18 protein-coding genes are annotated in these 26,135 nt (G+C 42.6%); 5 read left to right on the plus strand and 13 right to left on the minus strand.

All coding sequences use genetic code 11. The features are described 5' to 3' along the window. Nucleotides 1-3: 3 nt before the first annotated feature. The 3 genes from fdhE to PSE72_RS14890 all read right to left on the minus strand — a co-directional run bounded on the left by fdhE (nucleotide 4) and on the right by PSE72_RS14890 (nucleotide 3,500). Nucleotides 4-939, minus strand: a complete 936-nt coding sequence (fdhE, locus tag PSE72_RS14880) for a formate dehydrogenase accessory protein FdhE (RefSeq protein ID WP_004906186.1) — start codon at nucleotides 937-939, stop codon at nucleotides 4-6. A gap of 603 nt (nucleotides 940-1,542) precedes the next feature. Beyond that, complete coding sequence (gene uxuA, locus PSE72_RS14885) at nucleotides 1,543-2,736, minus strand: mannonate dehydratase (RefSeq protein WP_109912535.1); 1,194 nt, start codon at nucleotides 2,734-2,736, stop codon at nucleotides 1,543-1,545. Between the two features lie 17 nt (nucleotides 2,737-2,753). Beyond that, nucleotides 2,754-3,500 (minus strand): FCD domain-containing protein, encoded by a 747-nt coding sequence (locus PSE72_RS14890; protein ID WP_042851476.1) that lies wholly within the window; start codon nucleotides 3,498-3,500, stop codon nucleotides 2,754-2,756. A gap of 282 nt (nucleotides 3,501-3,782) precedes the next feature. On the opposite strand from PSE72_RS14890, the gene manD reads away from it, so the two are divergent. The 4 genes from manD (at nucleotide 3,783) to PSE72_RS14910 (ending at nucleotide 8,983) form a co-directional block, all read left to right on the plus strand. Beyond that, nucleotides 3,783-4,997 (plus strand): D-mannonate dehydratase ManD, encoded by a 1,215-nt coding sequence (manD, locus tag PSE72_RS14895; protein ID WP_004906847.1) that lies wholly within the window; start codon nucleotides 3,783-3,785, stop codon nucleotides 4,995-4,997. A gap of 24 nt (nucleotides 4,998-5,021) precedes the next feature. Further along, nucleotides 5,022-6,044 carry a Zn-dependent oxidoreductase gene (locus PSE72_RS14900; protein WP_109912536.1) on the plus strand — a complete coding sequence of 341 codons (1,023 nt, stop codon included), beginning with the start codon at nucleotides 5,022-5,024 and terminating at the stop codon, nucleotides 6,042-6,044. A gap of 61 nt (nucleotides 6,045-6,105) precedes the next feature. Beyond that, on the plus strand, nucleotides 6,106-7,515 hold the full coding sequence (locus PSE72_RS14905) for an MFS transporter (protein ID WP_115168224.1): 1,410 nt from the start codon (nucleotides 6,106-6,108) through the stop codon (nucleotides 7,513-7,515). Beyond that, entirely contained in the window at nucleotides 7,496-8,983 is a 1,488-nt protein-coding gene (locus PSE72_RS14910) for a mannitol dehydrogenase family protein (protein ID WP_115168225.1), read from the plus strand. The genes PSE72_RS14905 and PSE72_RS14910 overlap by 20 nt, the downstream gene beginning before the upstream one ends. 58 nt (nucleotides 8,984-9,041) lie before the next feature. On the opposite strand, the gene PSE72_RS14915 is transcribed toward PSE72_RS14910, so the two are convergent. From PSE72_RS14915 to fdnG, 8 genes are all read right to left on the minus strand, one after another. Next, nucleotides 9,042-10,775 (minus strand): nitrilase-related carbon-nitrogen hydrolase, encoded by a 1,734-nt coding sequence (locus PSE72_RS14915; protein ID WP_217007848.1) that lies wholly within the window; start codon nucleotides 10,773-10,775, stop codon nucleotides 9,042-9,044. 202 nt (nucleotides 10,776-10,977) lie between these two features. Continuing rightward, entirely contained in the window at nucleotides 10,978-12,234 is a 1,257-nt protein-coding gene (gene frc, locus PSE72_RS14920) for a formyl-CoA transferase (protein ID WP_115168226.1), read from the minus strand. Nucleotides 12,235-12,309: 75 nt separating this feature from the next. Then, on the minus strand, nucleotides 12,310-13,254 hold the full coding sequence (gene yfdV / locus PSE72_RS14925) for a transporter YfdV (RefSeq protein ID WP_004906833.1): 945 nt from the start codon (nucleotides 13,252-13,254) through the stop codon (nucleotides 12,310-12,312). Between the two features lie 103 nt (nucleotides 13,255-13,357). Next, on the minus strand, nucleotides 13,358-15,061 hold the full coding sequence (oxc, locus tag PSE72_RS14930; protein WP_115168227.1) for an oxalyl-CoA decarboxylase: 1,704 nt from the start codon (nucleotides 15,059-15,061) through the stop codon (nucleotides 13,358-13,360). 65 nt (nucleotides 15,062-15,126) lie between these two features. Beyond that, on the minus strand, nucleotides 15,127-16,377 hold the full coding sequence (frc, locus tag PSE72_RS14935) for a formyl-CoA transferase (protein WP_004906829.1): 1,251 nt from the start codon (nucleotides 16,375-16,377) through the stop codon (nucleotides 15,127-15,129). A 653-nt stretch (nucleotides 16,378-17,030) separates the two neighbouring features. Beyond that, entirely contained in the window at nucleotides 17,031-17,687 is a 657-nt protein-coding gene (fdoI, locus tag PSE72_RS14940) for a formate dehydrogenase cytochrome b556 subunit (RefSeq protein ID WP_094961977.1), read from the minus strand. Next, nucleotides 17,684-18,628 (minus strand): formate dehydrogenase subunit beta, encoded by a 945-nt coding sequence (gene fdxH / locus PSE72_RS14945; protein WP_004906826.1) that lies wholly within the window; start codon nucleotides 18,626-18,628, stop codon nucleotides 17,684-17,686. Before fdxH ends, fdoI begins: the two co-directional genes overlap by 4 nt. Nucleotides 18,629-18,639: 11 nt before the next feature. After that, nucleotides 18,640-21,687 (minus strand): formate dehydrogenase-N subunit alpha, encoded by a 3,048-nt coding sequence (fdnG, locus tag PSE72_RS14950; protein ID WP_109912541.1) that lies wholly within the window; start codon nucleotides 21,685-21,687, stop codon nucleotides 18,640-18,642. Nucleotides 21,688-21,860: 173 nt separating this feature from the next. On the opposite strand from fdnG, the gene fdhD reads away from it, so the two are divergent. Continuing rightward, the gene (gene fdhD / locus PSE72_RS14955) at nucleotides 21,861-22,691 is read left to right on the plus strand and encodes a formate dehydrogenase accessory sulfurtransferase FdhD (protein ID WP_115168228.1); all 831 of its coding nucleotides are present in this window, start codon (nucleotides 21,861-21,863) and stop codon (nucleotides 22,689-22,691) included. A gap of 137 nt (nucleotides 22,692-22,828) precedes the next feature. Here fdhD and mnmE read toward each other — a convergent pair whose 3' ends face one another. Further along, nucleotides 22,829-24,193: a tRNA uridine-5-carboxymethylaminomethyl(34) synthesis GTPase MnmE gene (gene mnmE / locus PSE72_RS14960; RefSeq protein WP_004906817.1), complete on the minus strand. Its 1,365-nt coding sequence runs from the start codon at nucleotides 24,191-24,193 to the stop codon at nucleotides 22,829-22,831. Between the two features lie 290 nt (nucleotides 24,194-24,483). Beyond that, the gene (gene yidC / locus PSE72_RS14965; RefSeq protein ID WP_115168229.1) at nucleotides 24,484-26,133 is read right to left on the minus strand and encodes a membrane protein insertase YidC; all 1,650 of its coding nucleotides are present in this window, start codon (nucleotides 26,131-26,133) and stop codon (nucleotides 24,484-24,486) included. Between the last annotated feature and the right edge of the window lie 2 nt (nucleotides 26,134-26,135).

The following is a 26,135-nucleotide window of genomic DNA, read 5'->3' on the forward strand; positions in this document are numbered from 1 at the left end:
CGCTTATTTTTCACCAGGGAACAAGAACGGATTAATACTGCTACGTGCAAAACCTTCTTCTTCCATGCGAGCATCTAAAATAATTGACGCTAAATCATCAGCAACAGCTTCAACTTTAGCTTCTTTTTCTTGATAAAGGATTTTCAGATAGCTACCACAATCACCACAGCTTTCAGCTTTAACTGCCGCATTTTCATCATCCAATGACCAATAATTCAATTTACCCGTTTGCTCACAGTTACTGCATTTAACGCGCACCATATGCCATTCAGTTTCACATAAATTACAGTGCAAATAACGTAAACCTTGTGATGTACCAATTTGCACAATACTCGACACTGGCATGCTATTACATACAGGGCAGAAATGACGATGGTCACCATGTTCTGCACGCGCTTTACCCGGGATATTTGCTGCCATTTGTGCCCAATACACCGATAATGCAGCCCAAATAAACATCGATTTATCCGCAGGAACTTTTTCAAATTCTTCATTTAGCAGCGCAGTTGCCATAGCTTCAAGTTCTGTTTCAGACGCTTTATTCAGGTTTTCTAACGCAGGGCGTACAGACTCAGGCACGACTGGCATTAATTCGGCAATAATTGCCGTCAATAATTTGTGCCAATGTGTTGTGCGTGGAAATGTTTTTGCATCCAATGGCGAATTATTGGTATTTGTTGAACGCTCAAGGATAGATGCCATATCCATTTCTAATGGATTATCATGCTGTGCATTATGTTGCGCGGTTGCCACTTCAGCGGCAAAATTCAGATAATCTGCAAAAGGATGTTCTCCCGCACCAAGTTCTTTAAGTCGCTCAGCACGGCGCTGATATAAGCTTTTTAAGTTAGGAAACAGAACTGGTGGAATAAAACCAATTCCTTTTTCTTTCAATCTTTCTTGTCCTAACTCTTCTTTAGGAACGATACGAATACCCATTGCGTTCTCTCTTTTCTATTTTTTTATAACGACAATTCCCGAGAAAAGGCTATTTATTTTCTCGAAAGCGTTTTTGCTCATCATATTTATATCCGCGAAAGCGGTTCTCTAATGTTCAGGATAAAACAAAAGTCATCTTGAGGCTACTCTAGCCCCTGAATTATCCCTTCCATTAACCCGGAGTAGATCAAGGTAAATGTAAATCAGGATGATGATTGTTTTATTTGATATAAATAAATTGTTATCACTAGGATAAAAATTCTGAAGTTATGGTTTGAAGTGGTTATGACTACAAGCTTATGCTGCAAGCAGCCTTCTATTTGCAACAGGAATAGGTATTTCACTCTTATCTCAGGTGTTTTTTATTGCCGTTCTTCAATAAGAAATAAATAAAAACATAAATATAATTAATATCATATCTACTGTACCTTTTAGATAAAAATAAATATAAAAAGCATTTATGGTCAATAGAATACGCGACCAAATACTATTCGGTCGCGTAACAATGAAATAACAGTTTTGCTTCTTTAGGGGTATAACAGTCCCTTTGGTATCATCAAAATACCAAATAAAAAGCCAATATTGTTAACAATGAATTAGGTTTTAGATTTTCAGTAATTCAGGGTAATACATACGCTTAATTGCGAGCTCTAAACCTCTAACTTCTGCTAAACCTTTTAAGCGCCCAATAGCGGAATAGCCTGGATTGGTCACCTTTTTCAAATCATCTAAAATTTGGTGGCCATGGTCTGGTCTCATTGGAATGGGTGCAAGCCCCGCAGCATAGCGTTTTTGTTCAACCGCTAAAATGGCTTTGACCACTTCAAACATATCAACATCACCTGCAATATGATTGCCTTCATGGAAGGTATTCGGGTTATTTTCTCTCACCGTTGAACGTAAGTGCGTGAAATGAATGCGATCACCAAATTCATTAATCATTTTTACTAGGTCGTTATCGGCTCGTACACCATAAGAACCTGTGCACATAGTAAACCCATTATGAATACTATCGCAGCTTTGCTTAATAAACCGCATATCTTCAATGGTAGAAACAATACGTGGCAGGCCTAAAATTGGGCGTGGAGGGTCATCAGGGTGAATAGCTAAAACCACATTTTCTTCTTCACAGACAGGAACGATTTTCTGCAAGAAATAACGTAAGTTCTCACGTAACTGATTTTCATCAATATTATTATACAGCGCCAAGCGCTCACGGAATTGGTCTAATGTATAACCTTCTTCCGCACCCGGTAGCCCTGCGATGATGGTTTTAATCAGGTTTTCAATGTCATCAGATGACATATTGGCATAATACTCAGCCGCTTCTTTAACTTCTTGTTCTGAATAACTCTCTGCCGCATTTTCACGCTTTAAAATATGAATTTCAAACGCAGCAAAAGCAATATTATCAAACCGTAACGCTTTGGAGCCATCCGGTAGCGTGTAAGCAAGGTCAGTACGCGTCCAATCTAGAATTGGCATAAAATTATAGCAAATGGTCTTAATACCACAGGATGCTAAATTACGAATACTCTGTTGGTAATTTTGAATATAGAGATCAAAATTACCTTGTTGAGTTTTAATATCTTCGTGAACAGGAATACTTTCCACGACAGACCAAACTAACCCAGCATCTTCAATAATAGCCTTACGCTTTAAAATCTCCTCGACACTCCAAACTTCACCGTTAGGAATATGGTGGAGCGCAGAGACGATACCTGTCGCCTCTGCTTGCCTAGCATCACTTAAAGAAACAGGGTCATTAGGACCGTACCAACGCCACGTATGCTCCATGAGTACTTCTCCTTCGATTATTCAAAAATAGTCTGATAAGGAATTGTTTCAAATAGGTAACCATCAAAATTGGGGTCATCAAAATCAGAAAGCTGCATTAGCGTATTTTTGACATTCTCTAAATGCTGCCACATCTCTTTTTTAGCCAACTCCGGATCACGTTTTTGTAGTGCATTTAAAATATTTTCATGATCAACCAACCACTTTTTTCGGTAAGTCGTGTTGTCAATATGTTCGTGAAGCTTATCCCACATAGGGCTTTGTAACCGCACAGCCCAGATATCATCAATAATCTTCGCCATCATGTCATTCTTGCTTGCGCGAGCAATTAACACATGGAACTTATGATCATTAGCATCGTCACTTTCATTATTCGCGACTTTGATTCGCTCATCTTCTAATAATGCGCGGATCTCTTGGATATCGGCTTTTGTTGCTGACAAAGCAGCGCATGCAGCTATTGCACTTTCAATCACTTGGCGAGCTTGCAGTATTTCAAAAGGGCCATGATCTAAACTTTTAATTTCATCAATCAATAGGTCTGGATGATTAATGACATAAACCCCAGAACCTTTCTTGATAGAAACCAATTTTTCAATTTCCAACATGATGAGTGCTTCACGTACCAATGAGCGACTAACATCATATTTTTTAGCGATCTCACGCTCTGGCATTAAACGACTTCCTATCGGATATTCACCAGATGCAATGAGCTCTTTTAACTGCTGACCTAGGTATTGGTACGAGCGGTATTGAGTTTTCATATATATGTACAACGCGTTGTCGAATTAAATTTAGTTCTTCCATTGTAGATTATCGTCCCTCATTACAATGGTCAACCAATTTATCCACTATTTCCGCAAAATTAGTTAACCAATTTGTGATCAGATTCACTTATTGTCGTCTTTTTAGTCATTGTTTTTTAATTTACCGATTGATAGAGTGAAAAAAAGAGAATTTGGTCAACCAATAAATAAACCACTTTGAGTGTTTCATGGTAATTTGGTTGATCAGTTGGTTAACAAGTAATAGGGATTTGGGCCAAAATGAAAATTATAAAAGCAGAAGTCTTTGTATGTAGCCCCGGTCGTAATTTTGTCACATTAAAAATTACAACCGATGAAGGCGTATATGGATTAGGTGATGCCACCCTTAACGGGAGGGAGCTCTCTGTAGCGTCCTATCTTCAAGATCACCTCTGTCCTCAGCTAATAGGCCGTGACCCACATAAAATTGAAGATATTTATCAGTTCTTCTATAAGGGAGCTTACTGGCGTAGAGGCCCAGTTACGATGTCCGCCATTTCTGCGATTGATATGGCACTGTGGGATATTAAAGGCAAAATTGCCAACCTTCCGGTCTATCAGTTACTCGGTGGCGCTTCTCGTGAAGGAGTGATGGTTTATTGCCACACCACGGGTACCGATATTGCTGAAACACTAGATAACTACGCAAAATATAAAGAAAAAGGTTTTAAAGCGATCCGTGTGCAGTGTGGCATTCCAGGAATGGCAACTACCTATGGACAGAGTAAAGGAAAAAACCTTGCTTATGAACCTGCCACAAAAGGCCATCACCCTGAAGAACAACTTTGGTCAACCGAAAAATATCTGGATTTTATGCCCAAACTGTTTGAAGCCGTTCGGGACAAATACGGATTTAATGAACACCTTCTACACGATATGCACCATCGCTTGACCCCTATTGAAGCGGCTCGCTTCGGTAAAAGTATTGAAGATTATCGATTATTTTGGATGGAAGACCCAACACCAGCAGAAAACCAAGCTTGTTTTAGATTAATTCGTCAACATACCGTCACCCCAATCGCCGTAGGTGAAGTTTTTAATAGCATTTGGGATTGTAAACAACTGATTGAAGAGCAACTCATCGATTATATCCGCACCACAATTACCCATGCCGGAGGTATTACAGGCATGCGCCGAATTGCTGATTTTGCTTCACTTTACCAAGTCAGAACTGGTTCTCATGGTCCATCTGACCTATCCCCAATTTGCCATGCTGCCGCCTTACACTTTGACCTTTGGGTACCCAATTTCGGCGTTCAAGAGTTTATGGGCTATTCAGAAGAAATGTTGTCCGTATTTACGACTAACTGGACGTTCAACGATGGTTATATGCACCCAAGTGATAAGCCCGGTTTAGGTATCGATTTTGATGAAAAACTGGCAGCGAAATACCCGTACAACCCAGCTTATCTTCCAGTCGCTCGTCTCGAAGACGGCACGTTGTGGAACTGGTAATTTTTATTTTATTCGGAGTCAAATATGAAAGCTGTAAAATCGGTAGTAATCAAAGAACCCAATACATTATTGATTGAAGAACGTTCAGTTCCTGAACCGGCTGAAAACCAAGTACAAATAAAAGTTCGCTTAGCCGGTATTTGTGGTTCTGACAGCCATATCTACCGTGGCCATAACCCATTTGCAAAATATCCACGTGTGATTGGCCATGAATTTTTCGGTGTCATTGAAAAAGTGGGTTCAGGCATAGATAGCAAACGCATTGGTGAACGAGTCTCTATCGACCCTGTCCTTAGCTGTGGTCATTGTTATCCATGCTCAATTGGTAAACCAAATGTGTGTGAAACACTAGAAGTATTGGGTGTTCATACTGATGGCGGGTTCACTGAATATGTCAATGTCCCTGCGGCCAATGCTTATACTATTCCTGATTCAATCAGCGATGAGTGTGCCGTTACCGTTGAGCCATACTCTATTGCCGCCAACGTGACTTCGCATGTTCACCCAACTCAAGATGACATCGCATTAGTCTATGGTGCGGGTACGATTGGGTTAACCTGCGCACAGGTTCTCAAAGGGGTTTATCAAGTCAAAACCTTGATCATGGTTGACCGCGTGGCTGAGCGTTTAGCTAGAGCAAAAGATTGTGGTGCTGATATTGTCATTGATAACTCACAAACCCCACTACCAGATCAACTCAAAACACTGGGTCTTCGCCCAACGTTAGTACTTGATGCAGCTTGCCATCCCGCTATCTTACAAGAAGCCGTCTTGATTGCTTCTCCCGCAGCAAGAGTTTCTATTATGGGCTTTTCAAGTGAAGCAAGTGCCGTTACACAGCAAAGTATCACCAGCAAAGAGATTTCATTGTTTTCTTCACGTTTGAATGCCAAAAAATTCCCTGAGGTGATTAGCTGGATAGAATCTAAAAAAATTGACCCAACGAAAATCTTGACGCATCAGTTCCCATTCACTGAAGCGCAAGAGGCAATCTTAACCTTTGAAAAAGACCAGAAAACCTGCTGTAAAATTCTTTTAACCTTTTAATTTAATTAAAAAAACTAAATCCGATTTGGATACTACCCTACGTGATTAATAGGATACTAATATGAATACTCAGTCAATTGACCCATCAGGGAAAGTGGAACGCAGTTCTGGCGATCTAACCAAAGCTGCAGTTTCAGGCTGGCTAGGAACCGCTCTAGAGTTTATGGATTTCCAGCTTTACTCGTTAGGTGCAGCACTTGTTTTCCATGAAATATTTTTCCCTGAACAATCCGCTTCAATGGCATTAATTCTTGCGATGGGAACTTACGGTGCCGGATATGTCGCACGTATTGTTGGTGCGATTTTCTTTGGTCAAATGGGCGACCGAATCGGCCGTAAAAAAGTACTCTTTATCACCATCACCATGATGGGGGTGTGTACTACATTAATCGGGGTATTACCAACCTACGCACAGGTAGGTATCCTCGCACCGCTGTTATTAGTTCTCTTGCGAATTATTCAAGGCTTAGGGGCAGGCGCTGAAATTTCGGGTGCAGGCACCATGCTGGCAGAATATGCACCAAAAGGCCGTCGTGGTATTGTGGCCTCATTAGTGGGTCTGGGAACAAACTGTGGCACATTAAGCGCAACTGCAATTTGGGCTGTCATGTTCTTCTGGTTAGATAAGTCAGACTTATTGGCTTGGGGCTGGCGTGTACCTTTCTTGGCAAGCTTCGTGGTAATGCTGTTTGCAGTATGGTTACGACTGAATCTGAAAGAAAGCCCTGTATTTGAGAAAGTGCAAAATACGGAAGAACAAGAAGCCAAAGTTGCAGTACAAACACCACCGAAAGAAAGTTTCTTTGCCATGTTTAAATCTAAAGCATTTTGGTTAGCGACTGGCATTCGTTTCGGTCAAGCAGGTAACTCTGGGTTAATTCAAACTTTCTTAGCAGGATATTTGGTTCAAAGCCTGTTGTTTGATAAGAGTATTCCAACTGATGCGATCATGATCAGCTCCGTTGTCGGTTTCCTAACTATTCCTATGATTGGTCTGATATCCGATAAATTTGGTCGTCGTATTCCTTATATTATTCTTAGCTTATCTGCCATGTTGCTCGCCTATCCGATGTTATCTGTCATCGTCGATGGTGCGAACAGTGTTAGCTTAATTACCATCTGTATTATTATCGTTCATAACTGTTCAGTACTCGGATTATTTGCCTTAGAAAATATTACGATGGCTGAAATGTTCAACTCACGTAATCGCTTCACCGGTATGGCTGTGGCCAAAGAAATTGGTGGCTTAATTGCCTCTGGCTTAGGCCCAGTTCTAGCAGGTATTTTCTGTAGTGTCACCGGAAGCTGGTGGCCAATTGCCATCATGATCATCATTTACTCTGCCATTTCATTAATCAGCGCCATCATCATGCCTGAAGTGAAAGATCGTGATTTAACCAGTACGTTGGATGCTGTTGAAGAGGCTGAACAACAAAAAGGTAAAGTGAAATATGCAACTGTCAACCAATAACCTAAACCAATTACCTGCGAATATCAAAGTACCAAGCTATGATAGGGAGCAGATAAAGGTAAAAATGCTTCACTTAGGTTTCGGCGCGTTCCATCGCGCCCACCAAGCCATCTTTGCGGATATTTTAGCTACAGAACAGCAGAGTAATTGGGGTTTTTGCGAAGTCAATTTAGTCGGTGGCGAGCAACAAATTGAAGATTTACTCGCTCAAGATTGCCTTTATAACGTAGTTGAAATGCAAGGCGATAATTGGCAAACCCGTACGGTGGGGGTGGTAAAAGAAGCATTACACCCAACCATTCACGGAATTGATGCTGTTATCAATCGCATGTTAGACCCTAACATTGCCATCGTTTCCATGACTGTTACTGAAAAAGGTTATTGCTATGTACCCGCGACAGGCTCGATTGATTTTGCTAACCCCGCTATCGCACATGATTTAGCCTCACCAAATGCTCCAAAATCATTGCCGGGCCTGATTGTTGAAGCGTTAAAACGCCGTAAAGCACTGGGTATTGCACCATTTACAGTCATGTCCTGTGATAATATGCCTGAAAATGGCCATATCACGAAAAATGTCATTTTAGCGATGGCCGCAAAACAGGATATCGCACTGGCCAATTGGATTGAAGCCAACGTCACTTTTCCATCTACCATGGTGGATAGAATTGTACCTGCCATGACACCAGACACTGCAGAGAAAATTCAATCTCAACTGGGCCCTATCGTCGATAACGTCGCCATTGCCTGTGAGCCATTTCGCCAGTGGGTGATTGAAGATAATTTTGTCGCGGGTCGTCCTGAGTGGGAAAAAGCGGGCGCTCAATTAGTGACAGATGTCATTCCATTTGAAGAAATGAAACTGCGCATGTTAAATGGTAGCCACTCTTTCCTTGCATATTTAGGTTATTTGGCTGGTTATCAATACATTAATGAGTGCATGCAGGATAGCGCTTATGAAAAAGCGGCTTATCACTTGATGGTCAATGAGCAAGCGCCAACGTTATCCATCAAAAATGTGGATTTACCCGCCTATGCTAATGCCCTGATTGAGCGTTTCAAAAATACGGGGTTGAAACATCGTACTTGGCAAATCGCGATGGATGGAACGTTGAAATTATCTCAACGTTTACTCGACTCTATCCAAATTCATCTTAAAAACGGCCGATCATTTGATTATTTAGCCTTAGCGGTTGCAGGATGGATGCGTTATGTCAGCGGAAAAGATGATCATGGTGCAGAAATTCAAGTCAGCGACCCACAGGCTGTAAAATTGGCTGAACTAGTTGCAAACAGCACTGATGATGAAAGTCGTGTTCATGCACTGCTTTCTCTCAACAGTTTGTTTACCAAAGAACTCGTTAATAATTCGTTGTTTACTGAAAAGGTGACAGCATTCTACCTTTCACTACGTGATAACGGTGCCCAAAAAACGGTTGAAGCGCTTAACCACCAGCACGCCTTGTAACAACATCTTAGTAGGCGGGGCTTCCCCCGCCTCTTTCACTCAAACTTCGAACTATAATCTACTGTGTTAGCGGCGGAAACCAAATAGCTTGCTGACCACTCACCAACCGTTCTTGGTTAATCCACGTAAAAGGAGCAGGTACCTGAGCTTGCAAACGCACATCTTCAGCCCCTCGTTGTGCTGTTAAGGTTGGAGTAAGCACGACAGGCTCTGGCCCATAAATAGCCGCTGACGTAGAATCACGTTCGTTTCGTCCTCCACAAACCACCCATAATTGGTTTAATGTCGCGATGGCATAAGGGATAAAATCGGCACGTCCTGTCGGCGGCTCTTCAACCGAAAAAAGATGGCTATCAATTTCTACTTTTAAATCACTCGGGATATCGGCTGGCACAGCAAGGATATCAGCGCGTAACGTACTGTATAACCCCCCTAATTCAGGAACATCTAATTCATGTGCAGCCGCCAGTGCAATACGCCCAATTGGCGTTGCTGTCACACTCACAGAACTACCCGCTGTTGCCCAGCCGCTATCCCGTTCATTAAGATGTGTAACACGATAGCGGGCTAATATTTCCCCTGATGGGCCCGCAAGAATGACGGTGTGGAACACTTTGTCAATCTCAATTTCAGGATAACTTCCAACAATATAGCCTTTTCCTTGATGAGCAGCCTTACTCAATGTTTGCTCAAAAGTGCCCCCTTGTTGTTCGGCATAAGACAAAATAATGTTGGGATCGTTGGTATAAGGTAGCGCAGAAAGCTCAGGAAGAACCAGCAGCTCATTTTCTCCCACTTGGATTGAGTCTAGCTTAGAAACTGATTTTTCCCACTGCGCCGCAATCAGCGTTGTTTGCGTTATTGTTGATGTGGCATTGATATCTGTCGGGCTACGATGAAAAGCAAGCATTGGGAAATATAATTCAGGCCGACGCTTCGCCAGTAATGCATCGCGCTGTTTATCCGCTTCATCTAAGTCAATCATCGCACTGTATATGCCATTTAACCCCGGTTCTAACTCTAATGGGCTAAGCACTGGAGATTGAGCCACTTTATGTCCTGATGGCGCCCATACGCTCGAACCACCATTATAATAGAGCTGCCCTTTGGTAATTGGGTTAGTTTCAATTCCACTGCGTGTTGCACAAATTACCCAGACACCATTGAAAGCACTCATATGCTGTACATGCGCAACGGTTGAGTGATCCCCAAGCATTTCAGCAGGACTCGCGTTAGGCATCATACGGTCGGATACTGAATGCCAACCAATGATTTGTGCCCCTTCTAATGCGGCTAACCGCACATATTGCCAGTAGGTATCATCATAACAAATCAATAGCGCAATACGGCCAATCGGTGTTTCAAACGTTTTGACACCGGTATTACCCGGTGCGAATACCTTTTGGTCTTGAGAATTCAGCCCTATTTTACGGTACTTACCAATAATGCCTTCCGGCCCCATCAAAACGGCTGAATTATAAGCCAGCCCAGTTTCGCTATCGCGCTCCGCGATACCTACACTCATATACATTCCTGTTCGAGCCAGTACAGGCAGTATTGCAGCAGTCGTTTTGCCAGGGATAGTATCTAAATAAGGCGCTAATTCTGTAGAGTCCGAAAATAAATAACCACTCACAGCCGTTTCTGGAAATACGGCATAATTTACCCCTTGAGCGGCCACTTTTTCTGCCGCTTCAACTAAACGTTGAATATTTCCATTTAAATCTCCCCATGCAGGAATAAAATCAACGGCTGCGATCTTACTGCTTTTTTTTATTTCAGCAATACTCATACAATAATCCTTATTCAAAGAATTTATTAATAAAAAAATAAAAACTAAATAGGGAAAAATATTTCTATAATTCCAATTGATTGAGGTAGCAATCGCCTGAATTTAGCGGCTATATTTGAATACACCGAATATCTAAATATAGCCGCTAATGTTAATTTTCTTTTTTAGAGAATCATATTAAGATCGGGTTTAATATCATTAATTAAATAACATTGTTTTTTTTCATTTCCATAATTTGTTTATCATTATAACCAAGCTCTTTTAGCACTTCGTTATTATGTTCCCCTAGTAATGGAGCATTTTTAATTTCAGGGATAAACGCTGAAAACTTCATTGGGCAACCCACCGTTAAATACGAGCCTCGTTTTGGTTGTTGAACCTCGACAATCGAACCACTGCGACGCAAAGAAGGGTCTTCCATAATTTCTTTCATACTTAATACTGCAGAACATGGCACATCAAACTGATCAAAATAATCGGTTAGTGCATGTTTATCTTTGTCTTTGGCGATTTCTTCGATTGCATCCCATACATCTTGGATATGGCTTGCACGTGCCTGTGTAGTAGCAAAAGCAGGGTCAGTTTTCCATTCTGGGCGCCCAATTGCATCACAGGTATTTTCCCAATTATGATCTTGATTAATAAAATAAATATAGGCATTTGGGTCAACATCACTGCCTTTACATTTGAGCATCGTGCCCGGCTGGCCACCCCCACTCGCATTTCCCCCACGGGGAACTGCATCACCAAATGTTCCATTGGGATATTGAGGATACTCCTCTAAGAAACCGAGTTTTTCTAAGCGTTGTTGATCACGTAATTTCACACGACATAAATTAAGCACCGCATCCTGCATCGACATCGTAACACGTTGCCCTTTACCTGTTTTTTCGCGGTGTAATAATGCCGTCAGTATGCCTATTAATAAATGCATCCCAGTATTACTATCCCCCAAAGCCGCAGCGCTTACCGTCGGAGGGCCATCAGGAAAACCTGTCGTTGATGCTGATCCTCCTGCAGATTGAGCAACATTTTCATAGGCTTTAACATTCGCATAGGGCGAATTTTCATTAAACCCTTTAATCGAGCCAAAAATTAACCGTGGATTAAGCTTTTGGATGTACTCCCACGTAAACCCCATATGGTCGATAGCTCCCGGATGAAAATTTTCAACTAATACATCAGATTGACGTATTAATTTCTCCATCACGGCCTTTCCCTCTGGCGTTTTGGTATTGAGCTCTAAAGAGCGTTTATTACTATTTAACATCGTAAAATATAACGCATCGACATCAGGAATATCTCGTAATTGATTACGAGTCACATCCCCAACCCCTGGGCGTTCAATTTTGATCACATCAGCGCCGAACCAAGCAAGCATTTGTGTACAAGATGGGCCTGACTGGACTCCCGTAAAATCAAGAACACGTATCCCATCAAGTGGTTTTGAAGAAGTCATAATTCACCTTTTTACAAAACTGCCATGGCGTCATTTCTCACGCCATGGCAACTCATTTTGACCTATTTATTCTTTCTATGAAACAAGTCGAGAGATATAGATCCACGCTGGAGCTGCGATGATAAAACCAAGCACACTCACCGCCAGCGATGCTGTTCCTGTCCGGGTATACAGATTAAAGCGACTCGCAATAATTATTCCAGAGAAAGCAGGTGGCAACGCCCCGGCTAATACCATCATTTGCAGTTGCTCTGTCCCCATATTAAACATCATACCTGCCAGTAACATTAACCCTGGCATTAACACTAGCTTTAATAACGTGTTATAGACAATCTCACCATCGAACTCGAACTTATTCGCGGCTAATGTCAGGCCCGCAGCAAATACCGCAACACCGGAGTTTGCTTTCGCAATTAAATCAAATGTCGGGTCCCAAACCGTTGGAATTTTCACACCAACCAGTACCAAAGCAGTCGCGAGTACCGGAGCCCATACGACAGGTTCTTTAAAGGCTGAGATTAATGCATCCATACCGCCACCGCCTTTTTTCCCTTCTGCATCAGATGGGTTCAGTAAGAACAAGCCGATAGGGATTGTAATGGCATTAACGATGATGGATATAATGGCAACAACTAACCCCGTTGAAACGGTTTCACCATAAATAGGGTCTAGAACCGCAAACCCTAAGAAACCAATTGTCGGAGAACCTGCAATTAATGCACATACCGCAGCTTCGCCACGACTATGTTTAAAAATATATTTACAGCTAAAGAAAGAGAAAAAGAAACAAACGAGCAAGACCACAAATGAAATAATAGTCAATTTAGCGTCTGCAAATATCATTTCTCGATTAGCACGCGCGATAGACACAAATAATGCAGCAGGTAATGCATAATTTAATACCAACTTATTAAATGCTTTCGCTTGGTCACTGGTAAACACATTTCGTTTACCACTCACATAACCTAATACCATAATAATAATGATAGGTAATAGGTCGCTCATAAAAATCTTATACATAAAATCAGCCATAAGACCCACCTATTTGGCAATAAGACCCCGTACGCAACTCATCAAAAATGAGCCGCGTAAGGTAATCTTTGTTAGTTAACGTGATGCTGCGTTAATTTTTCACTACAGACTTCGGATTTAAATTACCAATATGGCCACTTTCCGTTCCAACTGCAGGGTCAATAACGACATTTATCAAGGTTGGGTGACCCGATGTTAAACCCGCCTTCAAGGCTTCCTGTACCTCTGCTGGCGTTGTTGCTTGATAGCCAATGCCACCAAAAGCCTCGATCATTTTGTCATAACGCGCTCCACCCATTAAAACTGTAGGGGAAGGGTCTTGGTCACCATGGAGATTTACGCCATCACCCCGGTAAATCCCACCATTATTGAAAATCAAAATGGTGACAGGCAATTTGTAACGACAAATCGTTTCAATTTCCATACCACTAAAGCCGAATGCACTATCGCCTTCAATCGCCACAACAGGCTTACCACTGGTTACAGCGGCACCGACTGCATAGCCCATTCCAACGCCCATCACGCCCCATGTTCCACAATCTAAGCGTTTACGTGGTTGGTACATATCAATAATATTTCGTCCATTATCAAGCGTGTTAGCGCCTTCATTGACGACATAAACATCTTGGTGATCGACCAGCACATCACGGATTGCACGTAAGGCGTTGAAGTAGTTCATCGGAGAAGTGTCAGTGTTTAACTTAACTGCCATTTTCTCGACATTAATTTTCTTGTGCTCATCAATACTGACAATCCATTCCGTTGGTGATTTAACAGGGATTGATTTAAGCCCTGCTAATAAAGACTCAATACTTGAGTAAATATCGCCAACAACTGGAGCCGCTATTGGGCGGTTACTATCAATTTCGGAAGGTTCAATATCTAACTGAATAAATTGCGTTTCTGGTGACCAGTGCTTACCTTTACCGTGGTCAAGCAACCAATTAAGACGTGCTCCCATTAATACCACAACATCCGCACTGGATAAGGCATATGAGCGAGCTGATGCGGCTGATAGGGGATGCGTATCTGGCAGCAGCCCCTTAGCCATTGACATCGGTAAATAAGGGATACCGGTTGTTTCAATAAATTGACGAATATTGTCATCCGCTTGGGCATAAGCGGCGCCTTTACCCAAAATAATTAATGGCCGCTTAGCCGAAGCGAGCAGTTTAAGGGCTTTACTCACTGAATCGGGTGATGGAATTTGTCTTGGCGCAGGGTCTTCGACTGTAAAAATGGTTTTATCCGCCGCGTCTTTATCCATCACGGCAGACAACACTTCCGTTGTTAAATCAAGATAAACCCCACCAGGGCGACCTGATACCGAAGCGCGGATTGCTCGCGCGAGTGCGATACCAAGATCTTCAGGTTTATTCACACGGTAAGACGCTTTTACAAAGGGTTTTGCCGTGTTCATTTGGTCTAATTCTTCGTAATCACCCTGCTGCAAATCAATTATCGCTCTGTCGCTCGAACCACTGATTTGAATCATTGGAAAACCGTTGGTGGTTGCATTAGCCAGCGCCACCATGCCATTTAAAAAACCTGGCGCCGAAACCGTTAAGCAGATACCCGGTTTTTGGGTGATAAAACCACTAATTGCAGCCGCATTACCCGCGGATTGTTCATGGCGAAATCCAATATAGCGAATACCTTCAGCTTGTGCATGCCTTGCCATGTCAGTCACTGGAATTCCAACAACACCGTAGATTGTATCAATGCCATTTTTTTTAAGCGCATCGACAATAATATGCATACCATCAGTCAGGTTTTGGGTTTGATCAGCAGACATGTCTACCTCATAATTAACTGATTAAAAGATTAAAGGGAGTGATAAGTCACTCCCAATTTTTAAAATTAGATCGCTTTGTTCGCGCGCATAGCTGCAATTTCATCTGCGCTATAGCCTAATTCAGTTAGGACTTGATCTGTGTGCTCACCCAACAATGGCGCGCTTTTGATATCGGGTGTAAATGAGGAGAATTTCATCGGGCAACCCACCGTCAAGTAAGTCCCGCGTTTTGGTTGTTCAACTTCAACAATACTTCCACTCTTACGCAGCGATTGGTCTCGTGCAATTTCACGCATACTGAGTACAGGGGCGCAAGGTACACCGTATTTACTCAAATATTCGACCGCTTCATGTTTATCTTTATCTGCTAAGAATTTTTCAATTTCAGCAAAAATATCAAAGATATGAGGTTGACGAGCCTTTGGTGTATTGTAAGCAGGGTCAGTTGCCCATTCAGGCTTACCAATAGCGACACAGGTTTGCTCCCAGTCCTGTTCTTGGATAGTAAAATAAATATAAGCATTTGGGTCAGTTTCCCAGCCTTTACATTTTAAAATCCAACCTGGCTGGCCGCCGCCGCCAGCATTACCACCACGAGGAACAGCATCACCAAACGTACCATTTGGATATTGCGGGTATTCTTCAAGGTAGCCAATTTTCTCTAATCGTTGCTGGTCACGAAGTTTGACTCGGCACAAATTGAGTACAGCGTCTTGCATCGACATAGTCACTCGCTGACCTTTACCTGTTTTCTCGCGGTGTAATAGCGCTGCAAGTAAGCCTATGAGCAAGTGCATACCCGTATTGCTATCACCTAATGCTGCGGCACTCACTAATGGTGGGCCATCCCAAAAACCTGTCGTGGAGGCAGCTCCACCTGCAGCTTGGGCAACGTTCTCGTAGGCTTTAACATTTGCATAAGGAGAGTCTTCATCAAAACCTTTGATGGAACCGAAAATCAAACGAGGATTTAATTCTTGAATGTGTTCCCAAGTGAAACCCATATGGTCAATTGCACCTGGATGGAAGTTCTCAACGAGGACATCGGCTTGCTTAATCAGCCGCTCCATCACCTCTTTACCTTCTGGTGTTTTGGTATTTAATTCTACTGAGCGCTTATTACTATTAAGCATTGTGAAATACAGCGCATCCACATCAGGGATATCCCTTAATTGATTGCGCGTGACATCTCCAACTCCCGGACGTTCAATCTTAATAACATCCGCGCCGAACCACGCTAACATTTGAGTACAAGATGGCCCTGATTGTACACCGGTGAAATCCAGTACTTTAATACCTTGTAAAGGAAGATCCATGTGTTACCTCTTTATTTAGCTGTCGTAAAAGGAATGTATGACGGTTCAATTATTTAGCTGCGTTAAAAAGATATTTATATATATGATGGTTTTTATATTTATTACTAACTACATGACTATTTTTATTAAATAATATCACCAATGTCCAGTAATTAATTCTATTAATATATGTAAACCATATCATTCTTAAAACACTCCAACGCCAGCATATTAATTCAACTTAAACTTGTAATTAGAAACAAAATATCGAATTAACCAACAATGTTCATTTAAGATAGCTATTTATTGATCTAATATCAATATTCAATAGCTATTCACAAAGAAATAACAATTATAAAAATTGTTTATTATCAATAAGTTATCTATTTTACATCTTTTTTTACATAAAATAAAAACGAATAAATGTTTATTTGTTTATTCTTGGTTTAAAAATAATGTAAATTATACGCGAAATAAGAGCATCTATATTTGATGAGTATTTTTATTAATCTTATTTTGATTAACTATAATGATAATAAATCGTAAATAGGTCATCTAATAAATATATCTAATTTTCTTTCTTTCAAATAAATTGAATGTTTATGTTTTTTAGATATAAAAAACCCACAAATAACATTAGTCATTTGTGGGTTTGATAACAACAATAATAAAACTTAGTTTTTCTCTTGTTGCTGTTTTTGCTGTTTTTCTTTTTCCAAAAGCTGACGGTACCACAATGGATGGTGCTTTCTCGCCCAACCACGAGTCACCCAACCTTCAACCATCGCACGCACTGAACCTTTCACCCAAATCGCAGCATAAGCGTGAACCACAATCATGATGATCAGCGCAATCGCAGAGAGCGAGTGAATAAGAATAGCTGCACGATAAACTGGGATTGGGAAGTAATCGGCGAAATAAGGACGCCACATTATCACACCCGTGACCACCAGCGCTAATAAGCAGATAGTGACTACCCAATACACCCCTTTTTGGCCGAGGTTATATTGACCTACATCACCTGCTTCTTCATTTTTCAGTACTTTGCCGATATTTTTTGCCCACTTGATATCTTCTTTATTAATGAAGTTATGGTGGAAATAGCGGAAGAACATAAATACGAACAGCAAGAACATCGCCGTACCCACAAATGGATGCAAAATTCGCGACAGTTGTGGTGTGCCTAAAATATTCATAAACCAGTTTAGTGAAGGGAAAAAGAACCCTAACCCACTGATTGCGGTGAATAAAAAGCAAATCACAACCGCCCAGTGATTGATCCTTTCAATCGGTTTATGGCGGATGATTTTATCGTTATCATCTGGCATCATTTCTGATCCTCCCCTTCTTTTGATTTCGAAGTGTCAGAGGACATTGCATTATGCAAATCTTCTAAAGCTTCTTCTTCATCTTTTTTGGAGACGCGGTTCGGACCAATACCCACATAGTGGAAGATGGCCGCCGCAAATGTTGCAGCAAAACCAACCGCTGCTAACGGCTTCCAGATACCTTTCCAGAAAGTGACTGTAGGGCTGATTGTCGGGTTTTCCGGCAATCCGTGATACAACTGCGGTTTATCTGCATGGTGTAAAACGTACATCACGTGCGTACCACCAACCCCCTCAGGGTCATATAAACCTGCGTTTGCATAACCACGAGTTTTCAGCTCTTCAACACGCTCACCAGCCATGTTAATCATGTCTTCTTTGCTACCGAAGTGGATAGCGCCGGTTGGACACGTTTTCACACACGCAGGCTCTTGACCGACTTCAACACGGTCAACACACAGCGTACATTTGTATGCACGGTTATCTTCTGGGTTGATGCGCGGTACATCAAACGGACAACCCGCAATACAATAACCACAACCAATACAATGTTCTGATTGGAAATCAACGATACCGTTTTTGTACTGTACTATCGCGCCTTCCGAAGGGCACGCCTTCAGACAGCCTGGGTCAGCACAGTGCATACAACCATCTTTACGGATCAGCCATTCAAATTTATCGTTCTCTTCCACTTCAGAGAAGCGCATTACCGTCCATGATTTAGCGGTTAAATCTGTTGGGTTATCATATACCCCAACGTTCGTCCCGATTTTGTCACGGATATCGTTCCATTCGGAACACGCGACCTGACAAGCTTTACAGCCGATACAGGTCGTCACATCGATAAGCTTTGCAACTTCTTCCTTATAGTCCCGCACCTGAGGCGCGGGAGTCAGGGAATTGGTGGCAGAGCGACGAATAATGTCCTGAGATTGCATTGACATAATTTATCTCCTTACACCTTTTCCACATTGACAAGGAACGATTTAAATTCCGGTGTCTGAGTATTCGCATCACCCACATACGGCGTTAACGTGTTAGCAATAAAGCCTTTCACAGCCAAGCCTTCAAAGCCCCAGTGAATAGGGATACCGATAGTATCAATATCTTTACCTGCCACTTTCAGCGTATGAATACGTTTGGTGACCACCGCTTTTGCTTTGATATAACCGCGTTTAGAGCTGACTTTCACTGTATCACCTTGTTTGATACCTTTTTCATTCGCCAGACGTTCACCAATTTCAATGAACTGTTGTGGCTGAATGATGGCATTTAACAAGGCATGCTTTGTCCAATAGTGGAAATGTTCAGTCAAGCGATAAGTCGTTCCCACATAAGGGAATTCTGTCGCTTTACCCATTTGAGCCCAGTCATCTTTAAACACACGAGCAGCAGGGTTTGATACGACTTTTGGATGCAATGGGTTAGTATCCAGCGGCGTTTCAATTGGTTCGTAGTGCTCTGGGAATGGGCCTTCAGCCATTTTATCCAGTGCGAATAGACGCCCCATACCTTCTGGCTGCATGATAAACGGACCAACACCACTTCCCGGCGCAGCATTGCTATAGTCAGGAATATCCATTCCTATCCATTTGCTACCGTTCCACTCGAGGATTTGGCGTTTCGGATCCCACGGTTTACCCATTGGGTCTGCCGATGCACGGTTATAAATCACACGACGGTTTAGAGGCCACGCCCATGCCCAACCTAATGTGTTACCTAGACCCGTTGGGTCAGAGTTATCACGGTTAGCCATTTGGTTACCTTTCGGCGTCCAGCTACCGGTGAAAATCCAGCAACCACTTGCAGTAGTACCATCATCACGCAATTGGGCAAACGAACTCAACAGCTCACCTTTTTTCGCAATAACGTTGCCATCCGCATCTTTTAAGTCAACCAGCGCATAACCGTTGTTTTCTTGTGCCACTTCTTCCGGCGTTGGATTATCACGGTCAAAGTAGTTCCAAGTCATGCTCAGAACTTGCTCAGGTACTGCGCCGCCTTCAGAGGCATACAGTTGGCGTAGACGATGGAAAATACCAGACAGAATTTCACCATCACTGATCGCTTCACCTGGGGCATCCGCACCTTTCCAGTGCCATTGTAACCAACGCGCTGAGTTAACAATCGAACCATTTTCTTCAGCAAAACAGCAAGATGGCAGGCGGAATACCGTAGTTTGGATTTCTTCCGGATTCACATCATTCATTTCGCCGTGGTTTTGCCAGAAATTCGAGGTTTCCGTATTCAGTGGGTCAACGGTAATCAAAAATTTCAGTTTTGACAGCGACTTAACGACTTTGTTTTTATTCGGGAATGATGCTAATGGGTTAAAGCCTTGGCAGATATAGCCGTTAACTTCCCCTTTATCCATCATTTCGAAATAACGCAGCACATCATAGCCTTGATCCCATTTCGGTAATAAATCAAAGCCCCAATTATTTTCTTTCTGCGCTTTATCTCCGTAGAAAGTCTTCATCAAACTAACAAAGAATTTCGGGTAGTTACCCCAATAGTTAACTTGACCTTCAACCGTTGCTTTTGGCGTGTTTGCAGCTAAGTAACTTTCTAATGTGGTTTGTTTGTCTGATGGTAAGGTTAAATAACCCGGTAAGCTCTGAGATAGCAAACCTAAGTCAGTTAGACCTTGGATGTTGGAGTGACCACGCAGTGCGTTTACACCACCGCCTAACATCCCCATATTACCCAGCAGTAATTGGATCATCGCCATGGTACGAATATTTTGCGCACCCACGGTATGTTGAGTCCAACCTAATGCATATAAGAATGATGCTGTTTTATCTTTAGCACTCGTTTCTGCAAGGTATTCACAGACTTGTAAGAAATCTTTAATTGGCGTACCACAGATGTTATTCACCACTTCAGGTGTATAACGGCTGACGTGTTCTTTTAATAGATTTAATACACAACGTGGATGTTTCAGAGTCGGATCGCGCAGCGCAAGGCCGTTTTCATCCATCTCATAGTTCCACGTGGTTTTGTCATATTGACGTTTTTCTTCGTCATAACCTGTAAACAGGCCGTCATCAAAACCATAATCTTCACGAATAACTAAACTGGCGTTGGTATACGCTTCCACGTATTCACGCTGAATTTTTTCATTATCCAGTAAGTATTTGATAACACCTGATAAGAACGCGATATCTGTACCCGAACGGATAGGCGTGTAAAAATCCGCCACTGCCGCAGTACGGGTAAAGCGTGGGTCAATAACAATTAATTTGGCTTTATTATGGATTTTAGCTTCCATCGCCCAGCGGAAACCGACTGGATGCGCTTCTGCTGCATTACCACCCATAACGACAACTAGGTTTGCATTTTTAATGTCAACCCAGTGGTTAGTCATCGCACCGCGACCAAATGTTGGAGCAAGACTTGCTACCGTTGGTCCGTGTCAGACACGCGCTTGGTTATCAACGGCAAGCATGCCGAGAGCGCGGGTGAATTTTTGCGTTACAAATCCGCTTTCGTTACTCCCCGCCGATGCGCATAGCATACCGGTGGTCAGCCAACGATTTACCGTGACACCATCTTTATTTTTCTCAATAAAGTTCGCATCGCGGTCTTCTTTCATTAACTTAGCGATACGGTCAAAAGCTTCGTTCCACGTGATACGTTTCCACTCATTAGTACCCGGCTCACGCACTTCAGGATACTTCAAGCGACTTTCACTGTGGATGAAATCGATAAGTCCAGCACCTTTCGGACAAAGTGCACCACGGTTTACCGGATGATCCGGGTCCCCTTCAATATGGAAAATGCTCTCTTTTGCATTTTTCGCGCCATCACCGAGGCTGTACATTAACAGCCCACAGCCGACAGAACAGTAGGTACAGGTATTTCTGGTCTCTTTCGCACGCAGTAATTTATACTGGCGCGTTGACGCTAACGCGGTGGCGGGTGCAAAACCCAAGGCCGCTGCCGTCGTACCTGCCATACCGCCAGCGCAGATCTTAAAGAACTGCCTTCTGCTGACTTGCATGGGGATCTCCTCATTTACATTGCTCATGTTTACCTAACGCCAATCGCGATAATCAGGTAAACTGTTTTTATTCAACGTCTTCCTTACGTCCCAGGTTCATTGCCCGGCAAATGGTGTAAATTCTTTTTACCCATAATTAATATTATGTATCATTAATGCTAGGAATTCATCTAATGTATGAAACAAATACTACAAATGACTCCAAATTAACCAAAATGATTGGCTTAAATCACACAACCGTGCAACAAAAAGGCAACCTGAATTTACTCGTAAATGACTATATAGCAGAAGAATCTCCTGTCGCTTTAGTCTTCAATGGCATATCCCATGTGGTAATGATGGCAACGCCAAAAGATCTTGAGGATTTTGCAGTTGGCTTCGCACTTTCTGAAGGGATAATACAGTCAGATGATGAAATTCGTGGAATTGATATCGTGGAAGGCTGCAATCGCGGAATTGAAGTGCATGTTGAATTATCTAGCCGTCGGTTTATGGAACTCAAAGAACGTCGCCGTAATTTAGCAGGGCGTACAGGCTGTGGTATTTGTGGCACTGAACAACTCGATGAAATTTTCAAACCGATCGCCCCACTACCTTTCACCCAAACCTTCTCTCTCTCGTATCTCGATAATGCATTACATGAATTGAAAAAAGTGCAAGAAATTGGCGCACTGACGGGATGTACCCATGCGGCCGCATGGATTTCACCAGAAGGGCAATTAGTTGGCGGATGTGAAGATGTCGGCCGTCATGTGGCTCTGGATAAGCTTTTAGGTATGAAACATCGTAACCAATGGCAACAAGGCGCAGTACTGGTTTCTAGCCGTGCTAGCTATGAAATGGTACAAAAAGCCGCTAGCTGTGGTGCAGAAATTCTATTTGCTGTTTCCGCCGCCACTGCACTCGCTATTGAAGTCGCAGAAAAAGCTAATTTGACCTTAGTCGGCTTTTGTCGTCAAGGTAAAGCGACGGTGTTTACCCATCCGAATCGGGTGAGGGATTAACTTTCCAACTGAAGATAATCATTTTAGATTAAGAGAAGTCAGAATAGCTTAATAGCGAATTAAGGCAGGAAAAACGCGGGGACTACCGATAAAACAAACCTACACGGTATGACGTGTAGGTTTTAGGCGATACCGTATCACTTCCCAATACAAAAACTTGAGAAAATACGGCCTAATAAATCATCAGAAGTGAACTCGCCAGTGATTTCGCTGAGTTCTTGCTGAGCTAAACGTAATTCTTCCGCTAATAACTCACCGGAGCGAGCGTTCACTAACTGATCATAGCCCTGTTCTAGGTGAACGGCTGCCGCATTCAATGCTTGTAAATGGCGACTACGAGCAAGGAAACCACCCTCAGTATTGCTATTAAAGCCAATGGTTTCTTTTAGGTGATCGCGTAACAAATCAATGCCTTTTTCTTCGCGTGCAGACAAACGAATTAACGGATAACGAGTATTATCAATAAACTCAACTGGTTCGCCTGTCATATCGGCTTTGTTACGAATTACGGTGACCGGAAGTTCATCAGGTAAGCGCGCCATAAATTCAGGCCAAATTTCTTGTGGTTCCGTGGCATTAGTTGTAGTGCTATCAACCATAAACAGCACATGGTCCGCTTGTTCAATTTCTTTCCAAGCTCGTTCGATACCAATTCGCTCAACTTCATCACTGGCTTCGCGCAGACCAGCGGTATCAATGATATGCAATGGCATACCATCAATATGAATATGTTCACGTAATACATCACGCGTCGTTCCCGCAATATCCGTGACAATCGCAGCCTCACGCCCCGCCAATGCATTTAGCAAGCTCGATTTTCCTGCATTTGGGCGCCCTGCAATTACCACTTTCATTCCTTCACGCAATAAACTACCTTGGCGCGCTTGGGAGCGAACTTGTTCTAAATCTGCCACCACTTCGTTGAGTTTAGCTTCAATTTTACCGTCAGACAGGAAGTCAATTTCTTCATCTGGGAAATCGATAGCTGCTTCCACATAGATGCGCAAGTGAGTGAGTGCTTCCACCAATTGGTGAATATGAGAAGAAAATGCGCCCTGTAACGAATTCATCGCTGAACGCGCCGCTTGTTCAGAACTCGCGTCAATCAAATCGGCAATTGCTTCCGCTTGGGCTAAATCGAGCTTATCGTTTAAAAATGCTCGCTCAGAAAATTCACCAGGATTCGCAATGCGAATACCATCAATCGTTAGTATTCTTCTGAGCAATAAATCAAGAATAACTGGCCCGCCGTGTCCTTGTAATTCAAGCACATCTTCACCCGTAAATGAATTTGGCCCAGGGAAGTAAAGCGCAATACCTTGGTCAAGAACAGAGCCATCCTCATCACGAAATGGCAGGTAATCCGCATAACGTGGTTTAGGGAGTTTTCCCAACACGATTTCGGCAATCTGCGCCGCTTTCGGGCCAGATACACGTAAAATACCGACACCACCACGACCGGGAGGTGTTGCCTGTGCGACGATAGTATCGTTGATTTGCATGATGTTTCTCTGTTTTGACTTAAAAACTATTTTTTGAAAAGAATAAAGGCGACCGTGTTTGGTCGCCTTCAAACAGCTGCCAAACATAATATATTTGGCAGCTGTTTTGTTGGTTTTGAAAGTAAATCAGGAAAATCAATTTATTGATTTTCGACTGATAACACAACGCGGGAAAAACCACGCTTTTATCCCGCGTTGCTAAAAACCTTAAGGCGACCTTATTTGGTCGCCTTAATACTACTATAGAATCCCACTTTGTGAAGCCATTCTCAGTTTACTGAGAAGCGAGACTATTTTTTCTCTTTTTTATCGCGACTGTGCAGACCACGTTTTTCCAGACCACGGTAAATCACTTGTTGCTGGATGATGGTGACTAAGTTACTCACGATATAATACAGAACCAGACCTGATGGGAACCACAGGAAGAAGATGGTGAACACGACTGGCATGTACGTCATAATCTTCTGCTGCATTGGGTCAGTCACAGCGGTTGGTGACATTTTCTGAATCACAAACATCGTCACACCCATCAATACTGGCAGAATGTAGTACGGGTCTTGTGCAGACAAGTCTTGAATCCAACCAAAGAATGGTGCGTGACGCAGTTCAACAGAACCCATCAACATATAGTAAAGTGCAAGGAAGATAGGCATTTGAATAAGCAGCGGTAAACAACCACCCAGTGGGTTTACTTTTTCTGCTTTATACATCGCCATCATTTCTTGGCTCATACGTTGTTTATCATCACCAATACGCTCACGCATTGCAGCCAGTTTAGGTTGCAGTAAACGCATTTTCGCCATCGAGGTGTACTGCGCTTTAGTCAGCGGGTACATAATACCACGAACGATAAAGGTGATAACGATGATGGCAATACCCCAGTTACCCACAAAACCGTGAATGAATTTCAGCAGTTTAAACAGTGGCTGAGAGATAAACCATAACCAACCATAATCAACGGTTAAGTCTAAATGTGGTGCAACTGCAGCCATTTCAGACTGAATTTCAGGACCAACCCATAACGTTGATGAATAAGTACCAGCGCCATTAGCTGCGATAGTCATTGGTTCACTCTTATAACCAATGATGGCAGATTTTTTATCAAGGTCAATGGTGTAGAAAGTACTCTTTTCAGCACTTGCCGGGATCCACGCCGTTGCAAAATACTGTTGCAACATGGCTACCCAGCCACCTTTGGTGGTTAAGTCGAGGTTTTTATCTTCGATGTCACCAAAGCTATATTTTTTATAGTTGTTTTCATCAGAAGAATACGCCGCACCACGATAGGTATGCAGAGCAAAATTGCTGCTGCCAGTGTCACGCTCTTTTGGTAACTCGATAGTTTGTTTTAACTGACCGAAGAAAGCGAGACTCAGTGGTTGAGCGGTTGGGTTTTGGATACTGTATTCAACTTCAACAGTATATTGGCCACGTTTAACAATGTACGTTTTCTGATACACAACGCCGTTGTTATCAGTAAATGTCATTGGTACGCGCAAGACGTCTTGGCCTTTCTCTAATGTGAAAATTGTAGAATCTGCGCTATACAGCGGACGCTCGCCATTATTATTTGCTGGGTTGTCTGGACCATGAAGACCAATCAAACCACTCTGTGCCTGGTAGACAAAGCCTGGATTAGTTTCCAGTAAACGGAAAGGGCTTTCCGAATGAAGGGTCGCAGGATAGGCTAACAGGTCAGCCTCATCGATATCACCACCACGAGTATTGATGCGAATATCCAGTACATCAGTTTTGACTGTGATGAGCTTACCTTGCCCACTGCCAGTTACGGCTTGAGCATCACTGCTTGGCATATCCGCTTGTTGCGAAGTTTGAACAGTTTTAACGTCCTGAGCAACTTTATCGCTCTCCCAGGCCTGCCAAACTAAGAACGACACGAACAACAAAGCGATGAGTAGAAGATTGCGTTGCGAATCCATCG

It is taken from the genome of Providencia sp. PROV116, from assembly GCF_028482485.1.
GTDB classification, from domain to species: Bacteria; Pseudomonadota; Gammaproteobacteria; order Enterobacterales; family Enterobacteriaceae; genus Providencia; species Providencia rettgeri.

Coding starts and splice junctions, on each gene's coding strand:
- yidC (WP_115168229.1), bottom strand. CDS start 26,133: ATGGATTCGCAACGCAATCTTCTACTCATCGCTTTGTTGTTCGTGTCG.
- frc (WP_115168226.1), bottom strand. CDS start 12,234: ATGACTTCTTCAAAACCACTTGATGGGATACGTGTTCTTGATTTTACG.
- uxuA (WP_109912535.1), bottom strand. CDS start 2,736: ATGGAGCATACGTGGCGTTGGTACGGTCCTAATGACCCTGTTTCTTTA.
- manD (WP_004906847.1), top strand. CDS start 3,783: ATGAAAATTATAAAAGCAGAAGTCTTTGTATGTAGCCCCGGTCGTAAT.
- mnmE (WP_004906817.1), bottom strand. CDS start 24,193: ATGCAAATCAACGATACTATCGTCGCACAGGCAACACCTCCCGGTCGT.
- fdhD (WP_115168228.1), top strand. CDS start 21,861: ATGTATGAAACAAATACTACAAATGACTCCAAATTAACCAAAATGATT.
- yfdV (WP_004906833.1), bottom strand. CDS start 13,254: ATGTATAAGATTTTTATGAGCGACCTATTACCTATCATTATTATTATG.
- fdoI (WP_094961977.1), bottom strand. CDS start 17,687: ATGATGCCAGATGATAACGATAAAATCATCCGCCATAAACCGATTGAA.
- fdxH (WP_004906826.1), bottom strand. CDS start 18,628: ATGTCAATGCAATCTCAGGACATTATTCGTCGCTCTGCCACCAATTCC.
- frc (WP_004906829.1), bottom strand. CDS start 16,377: ATGGATCTTCCTTTACAAGGTATTAAAGTACTGGATTTCACCGGTGTA.
- PSE72_RS14890 (WP_042851476.1), bottom strand. CDS start 3,500: ATGAAAACTCAATACCGCTCGTACCAATACCTAGGTCAGCAGTTAAAA.
- oxc (WP_115168227.1), bottom strand. CDS start 15,061: ATGTCTGCTGATCAAACCCAAAACCTGACTGATGGTATGCATATTATT.
- PSE72_RS14900 (WP_109912536.1), top strand. CDS start 5,022: ATGAAAGCTGTAAAATCGGTAGTAATCAAAGAACCCAATACATTATTG.
- PSE72_RS14905 (WP_115168224.1), top strand. CDS start 6,106: ATGAATACTCAGTCAATTGACCCATCAGGGAAAGTGGAACGCAGTTCT.
- PSE72_RS14910 (WP_115168225.1), top strand. CDS start 7,496: ATGCAACTGTCAACCAATAACCTAAACCAATTACCTGCGAATATCAAA.
- fdhE (WP_004906186.1), bottom strand. CDS start 939: ATGGGTATTCGTATCGTTCCTAAAGAAGAGTTAGGACAAGAAAGATTG.
- PSE72_RS14915 (WP_217007848.1), bottom strand. CDS start 10,775: ATGAGTATTGCTGAAATAAAAAAAAGCAGTAAGATCGCAGCCGTTGAT.